This is a genomic window from Corallococcus interemptor, assembly GCF_003668875.1.
GTDB classification, from domain to species: Bacteria; Myxococcota; Myxococcia; order Myxococcales; family Myxococcaceae; genus Corallococcus; species Corallococcus interemptor.
This window is the reverse complement of record NZ_RAWM01000119.1, coordinates 21,703-29,377: the sequence shown is the minus strand read 5'-3', so window position 1 is coordinate 29,377 and position 7,675 is coordinate 21,703. Positions and strand designations below refer to the sequence as shown.

5 protein-coding genes are annotated in these 7,675 nt (G+C 71.0%); 1 reads left to right on the top strand and 4 read right to left on the bottom strand.

Annotated elements, in window-relative coordinates; all coding sequences use genetic code 11:
- The 4 genes from D7X96_RS30705 to D7X96_RS30690 all read right to left on the bottom strand — a co-directional run.
- The coding region (locus D7X96_RS30705) for a sigma-54-dependent transcriptional regulator (protein ID WP_147468435.1) at positions 1–1,409 on the bottom strand (1,409 nt) is incomplete at its 3' end.
- Positions 1,410–1,456: 47 nt separating this feature from the next.
- Positions 1,457–2,467 carry a ParB/RepB/Spo0J family partition protein gene (locus D7X96_RS30700; RefSeq protein WP_120548061.1) on the bottom strand — a complete coding sequence of 337 codons (1,011 nt, stop codon included), beginning with the start codon at positions 2,465–2,467 and terminating at the stop codon, positions 1,457–1,459.
- Positions 2,468–2,529: 62 nt separating this feature from the next.
- A complete protein-coding gene (locus tag D7X96_RS30695; RefSeq protein WP_121725361.1) occupies positions 2,530–3,876 on the bottom strand; it encodes a TldD/PmbA family protein in 1,347 nt (448 codons plus the stop codon).
- A gap of 8 nt (positions 3,877–3,884) precedes the next feature.
- Complete coding sequence (locus tag D7X96_RS30690; protein ID WP_121771368.1) at positions 3,885–5,366, bottom strand: TldD/PmbA family protein; 1,482 nt, start codon at positions 5,364–5,366, stop codon at positions 3,885–3,887.
- A gap of 177 nt (positions 5,367–5,543) precedes the next feature.
- On the opposite strand from D7X96_RS30690, the gene D7X96_RS30685 reads away from it, so the two are divergent.
- Complete coding sequence (locus D7X96_RS30685; protein WP_120548064.1) at positions 5,544–7,598, top strand: FHA domain-containing protein; 2,055 nt, start codon at positions 5,544–5,546, stop codon at positions 7,596–7,598.
- Positions 7,599–7,675: the final 77 nt, after the last annotated feature.

The following is a 7,675-nucleotide window of genomic DNA, read 5'->3' as shown; positions in this document are numbered from 1 at the left end:
CTGGTGGGCGGGGAGGGGGGGGCCGCCGGGGAGTTCGGAGGTGCGTCCGGGCCGCCCTGCTCGCGCTCGAGCTTGCGGTAGATGGTGCGCGCGGCGATGCCCAGCAAGCGGGCGGCGAGCGTCTTGTCCCCCCGGGTGTGGCGCAGGGTCTCGTGGATGACGCGCCTCTCAATCTCCTCCATGGGCGTCCCGATGGGGATGACCAGCTGTCCGGCGGAGCCCAGCGGCCCCTTGCGCACGGACTCCGGCAGGTCGGTGGCCTCCAGCACGTCCGTGCGGGCCAGCACCACGGCGCGCTCCACGGCGTGCTCCAGCTCTCGCACGTTGCCCGGCCACGCGTAGTTCTCCAGCACGTTCAGGGCGTCCGGAGAGAAGCCGCGCAGCACCTTGCCGTTCTTCGCGGAGAAGCGGCGCAGGAAGGCCTCCGCCAGCAGCGGGATGTCCTCGCGGCGCGACGCGAGCGCGGGCACGCGGATCTCCACCACGTGCAGGCGGTAGTAGAGGTCCTCGCGGAAGCGCCCTTCGGCGACCTCCTTCTGCAGGTCCTTGTTGGTGGCGGCGACGAGCCGCACGTCCACCTTCACCGTCTGCGTGCCGCCCAGCCGCTCCAGCTCTCCCTCCTGGAGCACGCGCAAGAGCTTCACCTGCGCGGAGAGGGGCATCTCGCCCACCTCGTCCAGGAAGAGGGTGCCGCCGTGGGCGCGCTCGAAGCGGCCCTCGCGCCGGGAGACGGCGCCGGTGTACGCGCCGCGCTCCACGCCGAAGAGCTCCGCCTCCAGGATGCTCTCCGGGATGGCGCCGCAGTTGACGGCGACGAAGGACTGCTTCGCCCGGGCGGAGTGCTCATGCAGCGCGCGGGCGGCCAGCTCCTTGCCGGTGCCGGATTCGCCCAGCAGCAGCACCGTGGCGGTGGACGGCGCGGCCTGGCGGATGGTGTCCAGCATGGCGCGGAAGGCCGGGGACTGGCCCACCATGGCGCGCCCGCCCGCGGGGTTGATCTCCGCGAGCTTCGCCTTGAGTGAGGTGTTCTCCTGGACGAGCGCCTGCTTCTCCAGCGCCTTCTGCACGGCCTTCACCAGGGCGTGGCGCTTGAGGGGCTTGGTGATGAAGTCGTAGGCGCCGTCCTTCATGGCGGCCACGGCCGTCTCCACCGTGCCGTAGGCGGTCATCAGCACCACCTCCACGTCCGGACGGATGGCGCGGCTGGCCTTGAGCAGCTCCTGGCCGTCCATGCCGGGCATCATCAGGTCGGTGACCATGACGCTGACCTCGGGGCGCCGGAGCATCTCCAGCGCCTCCGTGCCCTGCGCGGCGGACAAGGTGGCGAAGCCTTCCCGCTGGAAGATGCGGGCGACGGAATCAAGGTTGGCGCGGTCGTCGTCGACGACCAGGACCGTGGGAGATGTCATGGGAGTACGGGGCCTCTCTCAACACGGCCCTGCAATCCCCATTCCCTTCAAGCCCCCTCTTCGTCCGGCTCCAGGGGCCCGCCGCCCATGCGGCCAATGTCCTCGCGCTTCACCTTGTCCACGTTGAAGCGGCGGGCGCTGGCCAGCATGCGGCTGACGGTGGAGTCGAAGGTGGGAGGCGGGCCGTCCTTGCGGAAGCGCAGGAAGTTGAGCCGGGCGACGACGAAGTTCTTGAGGTAGGGGCTCTGGAGGCCGCGCTCCTTCAGCGCGTTGACGACGGCGACCACCGCGTCGTCCAGCTCCAGGAGCCGGTCCGCCTGGGCGTCGCGGATGGCGATGGCCTCCGCCAGCGGCACGTCCTGGAAGCCGTCCACCACCTTGACGAAGGGGTGGTAGGCGCCCGCGGAGAAGCGGGGGCGCTTCTCGTAGGCGGCGCCCAGGGTGAGGAAGGAGGGCTCCTCGAAGAGGTGGGCGAAGGCGGACTCCTTGCCCGGGCGGTTCGCGCCCACGAGGCCCCGCGCCATGCGGATGACCTCCAGCGAGCGCTCCTTCAGGTTGTGGGCCTTCTCCGTGTTGAGGGCGAGGATTTGATAGGCCACGTCCTCGTCCGGCAGGAGGAGGGCGACGATGGACTTCGCGCCCAGCAGCTTGCTGGCGTTGAGGCGGTGGTTGCCGTTGGGCGTCCAGTAGCGGCCGTCCACGCGCACGGCGATGACGGGGTCGAGGAAGCGGTCCAGGCGCTCCATGGCGGTGGCGAGCCGCTTGACGTGGGGCTCGGACAGGTCGCGCTGGTAGGGCGTGGGCTCCACCTTGTCGATGGGGAGCACGGCGAAGACGACGGGGTGTCCGCCCAGTGGGTCGCGGTAGACGGACAGCACCTCGCCGCCGTCCTCGCGCACGGCCTGGAGGAGGGCGTCGGGGAAGGCCACGGACTCGCTCGCGACCTCCGCCGCGCTCAGGCCCCGCGACTTCGGTTCGGCCTTCTTGCGGCGCGGCTTGCGCGGCGTGGCCGACTTGGAGCGGGGGGCAGCGGACTTGCGGGCGGACTTCGCGGCCATGCGGGGCGGACCTCCTGCCGTGGGAAAGAGGTCCGCGAGCCTAGGCGACCGCGTGGCGCTGGCTACGCGCCGGAGACCGTGAGCTGTCGGAAGCGGACAGTGGGCGCGCCCACGCTGCCGCCCCGGAACTGCAGGTCGCTGCCCACCGCGTCCACGTCCTTCAGCATCTGGAGCAGGTGGCCCGCGACCGTCACCTCCTGCACGGGGTGCGTCAGCTCACCGTTCTCGATCCAAAGGCCGTTGGCCCCGCAGGACATGTCCCCGGACACCGGATCCGCGCCGTGGCCCAAAAGCGCCGTGACGTAGAGGCCCTGGGGCACCTCGCGGATCAGCTCCTCCGGCGTCTTCGTGCCCTTCTCCAGGTAGAGGTTCGTGGTGCCGATGCCCGGCAGCGCGCTGTAGCCGCGCGACGCGTTGCCCGTGGTGCGCGCCTTCGCCTTGCGCGCGGTGAAGGCGTCGTAGAGGAAGCCGGACAGCACGCCCTGATCCAGGATGGGCGTGCGGCGCGTGGGGACGCCCTCGCCGTCGAAGGGCGCGGTGGCCAGGCCCCGGGGCAAGAGGCCGTCATCCACCAGCGTGACGTGCTTGCCCGCGAGCCGCTTGCCCAGGTGGGGCGCGAGCACGCTGGACTGCTGGTAGACGGCGTTGCCGTTGGCGGCCTGGGACAGGTTGCCCACGAAGCTCGCGGCCACCAGCGGGTCGAACACCACCGGCACCTGCTGCGTCTTCACCGGCTTCGCGCCCAGCATGCGCACGGCGCGCTTCGTGGCCTCGCGGCCGATGGACTCCGGGGACTCCAGGTCGTCCAGGAAGCGCTTGTAGTCCAGCCAGTAGCCCGTCTGGAGCTGCCCGTCCTGGGACGCCACCGGCACCGCGACCAGGTACACGTACGTGCCGGAGTAGCCGCCGGACGCGCCCTCGCTGGAGGCCAGGTACACCTCCGCCACGAAGTCGCCCGCGGACACGGAGTCGAAGGTGACGACGCGCGTGTCCTGCGCCCGGCCCGCGCGCTCCGCCTCCAACGCCGCCTGTATCTTCCAGTCCCCGGGCAGGTTCGCGACCTTGGGGTCGAAGAGGATGCCGGTGTCTCCGCGCTTGCCCAGGTCCTTCGCGCCGGGCAGGCCGTTGAGCTTGTTGGGCGCGGCCGCCTCCGCCAGCTGCACGGCCAGGTCCGCCACGCGCTCCAGGCCGGCGGGGGTGAAGTCGGACGTGTACGCGAAGCCCAGCCGGTCCTTCACGATGACCCGGATGCCCAGGCCCTTGCTGGTGGCCTCCGTCAGGTCCTCGATCTGCCCTTCGCGGACGCGCACGCTGCTGTTGCGGCCCACCTCCAGGTACGCCTCCGCCTGCTTCGCGCCCTTCTTCACGGCGCGCTGGACGACCTTCTTCGCGAGCTGTTCGTAGTTCACGTTAGTCCTCAGCCGACCTTCGTTCCGCCCACGGTCACGTTGTCGATGCGCACGGTGGGCAGGCCCACGCCCACGGGCATCATCTGCCCGTCCTTCACGCAGACGCCCATGCCGGGGTCCGGCATCGGGTCGCAGCCCACGCGGGTGATGTTCTTCAGCGCCTCCGGCCCCACGCCAATCAGGATGGCGTTCTTCACCGGGCGGCCCAGCCTGCCGTCTTCAATCTGGTAGGCCTCGCTGACCTCGAAGACGAAGTTGCCGTTGCTGATGTCCACCTGACCTCCGCCGAAGGTGGCGCAGTACAGCCCGCGCTTCACCTCCTTGAGGATGTCCTCCGGCGCGTGGTCTCCGGGCGCCAGGAAGGTGTTCGTCATGCGGGGCAGGGGCAGGCTCCTGAACGACTCGCGCCGGCCGCTTCCCGTGGAGCGCTGGTTCATCAGCTTCGCGTTGAGCTGATCATAGAGGTAGCCCTTGAGGACGCCGTTCTCGATGAGGACCTTGCGCTCGCCCGGCACGCCCTCGTCGTCGATGTTGATGGAGCCGCGCGCGCTGGACACCGTGCCGTCGTCGATGACCGTCACCAGGTCGGAGGCCACCTTCTCCCCCAGCTTGCCCGCGAACAGGGACGTGCCCTTGCGGATGAAGTCCGCCTCCAGGCCGTGGCCCACCGCCTCGTGCAGCAGGATGCCGCTCCAGCCCGGCGCCAGCACCACCGTCTGCGGCCCGGCCACGCAGTCCACCGCGCCCAGCGTGGCGATGGCCTGGCGCGCGGCCTCCTCCGCCACGGACTCCGGCGTCACGCCGTCCCAGTAGCTGAAGGACACCCGGCCGCCGCTGCCGTACATGCCGGTGCGCCGCTCGCCGTTCTTCCCCAGCGCCACCACGTGCACGCTCATGCGGGACTGGTCCTGCGTGTCCTCGCTGAAGCGGCCGGTGGTGTTGGCCACGGCGATACGGCGCGTCTGATCCACGTAGGACGCGTTGACCTGCTGGATGCGCGAGTCGAAGGCGCGGGCTGCCGTATCCGCTCGGGTGAGCAGCGCCGTCTTGCGCGCCACCGCCACGTCCTCCAGCGGCTGGCCCACCCGGTAGTGGCTGGGCACCGGGACGCGCTTGATGGGCCAGGCGCGCTCGGAGCCGCCGCCCTGGGCAATCATCGCCGCGGTGCGCGCGGCGCGGACGAGCGCGGCCTCCTCCCAGTCGTCGGAGTAGGCGTAGCCCACCTTGGCCCCGGCGATGACGCGCACCCCCACGCCCTGGACCAGGCCCACCTGCGCGCTGCGGATGCGCTGCTCCTCCAGCACCACGGCGGTGGTGGACGTGCGCTCCACGTACACCTCCGCGAAGTCCGCGCCCCGGCCCATGGCTTCCGCCAGCAGACGTTCCAACAGACCCGGGGGCAGGAGCGGGGAGGCGGCCGCCTGCCTCGCGGCTGGCGGGGCGAGCTGGGCGGGACGGGCGCGCCGGGAGGACGCGAGGGCTCGGGGCATGGGGTGGCTCGTGGCGCTTGAGGGAACGGGAATGGAGGAAACCTACATCGGAGACGGGACGGCGTGCGGGCCAACGAACCGGACCGGGCCCGTCTTCCCTGAAAGGAACGCCCGGAGCGCATTCCCACCGTGCGGTGGGCGCTCTAAGATGCTGGCCGCTTCAACCTGGACCCACCCATGCCTCCTCGCCGTCCCTCACCGTCATCGCGTTCAGGCACCGGCCGTTCGGCCGGGGGCGCGACGGCGGACCGCCGTCCCAATGCTTCCGGAGGGGGCGGCTCGCGCCGCGTCTCCGCCGTGCCGGAGGAAGACTGGTCCGCGCCGCTCTCTGGCGAGGACAGCCAGGACGGAGGTGATCCGGAGCTGTACGGCGACGCGGAGCCCGTGCGCTCGCGCACCGGCGAGACGCGGGTGGCCTCCATCGACGACGTGCGCCCGGAGGCGGAGGAGCCCGCCGAGGACGAGGACAACTCGGAGACGACGCGCGCCGGCCCGCCGGTGCTGATGCTGGTGCTGGACGGCCCGGACAAGGGGCGCAAGAAGCGCTTCAAGGGCGTGCGCATGGTGGTGGGGCGCAGCAAGGACTGCGACTTCGCCCTGGGCGACCAGACGGTGTCGCGCCGCCACCTGGAGCTCGTCTACGGCGAGAGCGGCGTGGTGATGCGCGACCTGGGCGGCATCTCCGGCACCCAGGTGAACGACCAGAAGGTCGACGAGTGCATCCTGAAGCACGGGGATGAGATCTCCGTGGGCAAGACGCGCCTGCGCTTCGTGGACGAGGGCGAGCTCATCAAGGAGATGCGCGCCAAGGCCGAGTCCGGCGAGTCGGAGGAGAAGGCGGAAAAGAAGGAGGAGAAGAAGGACCCGCGCCTGGATGAGAAGACCAACGCGAACTACAAGCTCGCGGACCTGATGCGCGACGAGAAGGCGCGCAAGACGGGCGTGCCCCGTCCGCGTCCGGTGCGCTCGTCGGCGCGCGAGGGCTTCAAGCCCACCTTCAAGATGAAGGTCGGCGCGGCGGTGGGCGGCGTGCTGCTGCTCTTCCTCATCCTGGGCCTGGCGCTGTCCAAGGGGAACCAGCCCCCGCCCAAGCCGCCGGTGGACCCCAACCTCGCGCGCGCCCAGGAGCTGATGCAGCGTGCGCGCGACAAGGTGCGCGACGGCGAGTACGTGGACGCGGTGCGCTTCGCCCAGGAGGCGGAGAAGCTGCGCGTGGGCATCGACGTGGACGGCGTGGCCAAGGCCGCGCAGCAGCTGCAGGACATCCTGGACTCCTTCCAGACCGTGCGCGCCCTGATGGCGGAGAACCGCTACCCGGAGGCGCGCCAGAAGCTGGCGGAGACGCCGCAGGGCATGGCCCGCACGGACGACGTGCGCAAGAAGCTGGAGGAGGACCTGGAGGCCGGCGAGCAGAAGTACACGCTGGGCCTGGTGGACGCGGCGCTGGCGGAGCGCCGGCCGGACGACGCGCGCACGCTCATCGCGGAGCTGCCGCAGGGCATGCGCTCGCTCTACGAGCAGAAGCTCGCGGACCTGGAGGCCCTCCTGGCCAAGGAGGCGGCGCAGGCCGCGCGTCAGGCCGGCATCCGGCAGGCGGTGGCGGCGGAGAACGCCAAGCAGCGCCGCGCGGAGTTCGTGGCGGAGGCCTTCCAGGACGTGGAGCGCCGCTTCAACGGCGGGGACTTCCAGCGCGCGACGCTGGAGGTGGACCGGGTGATGGACAAGTACCGCGGCGAGGCGGACATCCAGGCCCGCGCGCGCAACCTGAAGAAGCTCATCCCCCAGTTCCGCTCCGCCTTTGAAGAGGGCCAGAAGAAGTACGAGAACAACTCGCTGGAGGCCTCCGTGAAGCCGCTGCGGCGCGCGGCGGAGGTGTACCGGCAGATCGGCTTCAACGGCTCGCTGGGCGACACGCTGGACAACGAGCTGGCCTCCGCGTCCGTGGCGGCGGGGCAGGCGGCCTTCAAGCGCAAGGAGTACCCGGCGGCGGGCCGCAGCTTCCGCGAGGCGCTGCGCCTCAACCCGGGTGACTCGCGCGCCCGCGACGGCCTGGACGAGCTGCAGAAGAAGGTGGAGGAGCTGTACCTGTCGGCGTACATCTCGCGCGACCGCGACCCGGCCCTGGCGACGGAGCAGTTCAAGATCGTCATCGAGGCGTCCGCGGAGGGCACGGACGTGAAGCGCAAGGCGGAGATGGCGCTGAGCGAGCTGCAGAAGGCCGGCGGTTCGTAAGGTCGCGAAGGCTTAGAGGGGGCCGCCGCCTGGAGGGACGGGGCGGGCGGCCTCCATTCCTGAATTCCTGTCACACC

Bases quoted from the DNA above. Each gene is read 5' to 3' on its own strand.
- D7X96_RS30685 (WP_120548064.1), top strand. From the start codon at position 5,544: ATGCCTCCTCGCCGTCCCTCACCGTCATCGCGTTCAGGCACCGGCCGT.
- D7X96_RS30690 (WP_121771368.1), bottom strand. From the start codon at position 5,366: ATGCCCCGAGCCCTCGCGTCCTCCCGGCGCGCCCGTCCCGCCCAGCTC.
- D7X96_RS30700 (WP_120548061.1), bottom strand. From the start codon at position 2,467: ATGGCCGCGAAGTCCGCCCGCAAGTCCGCTGCCCCCCGCTCCAAGTCG.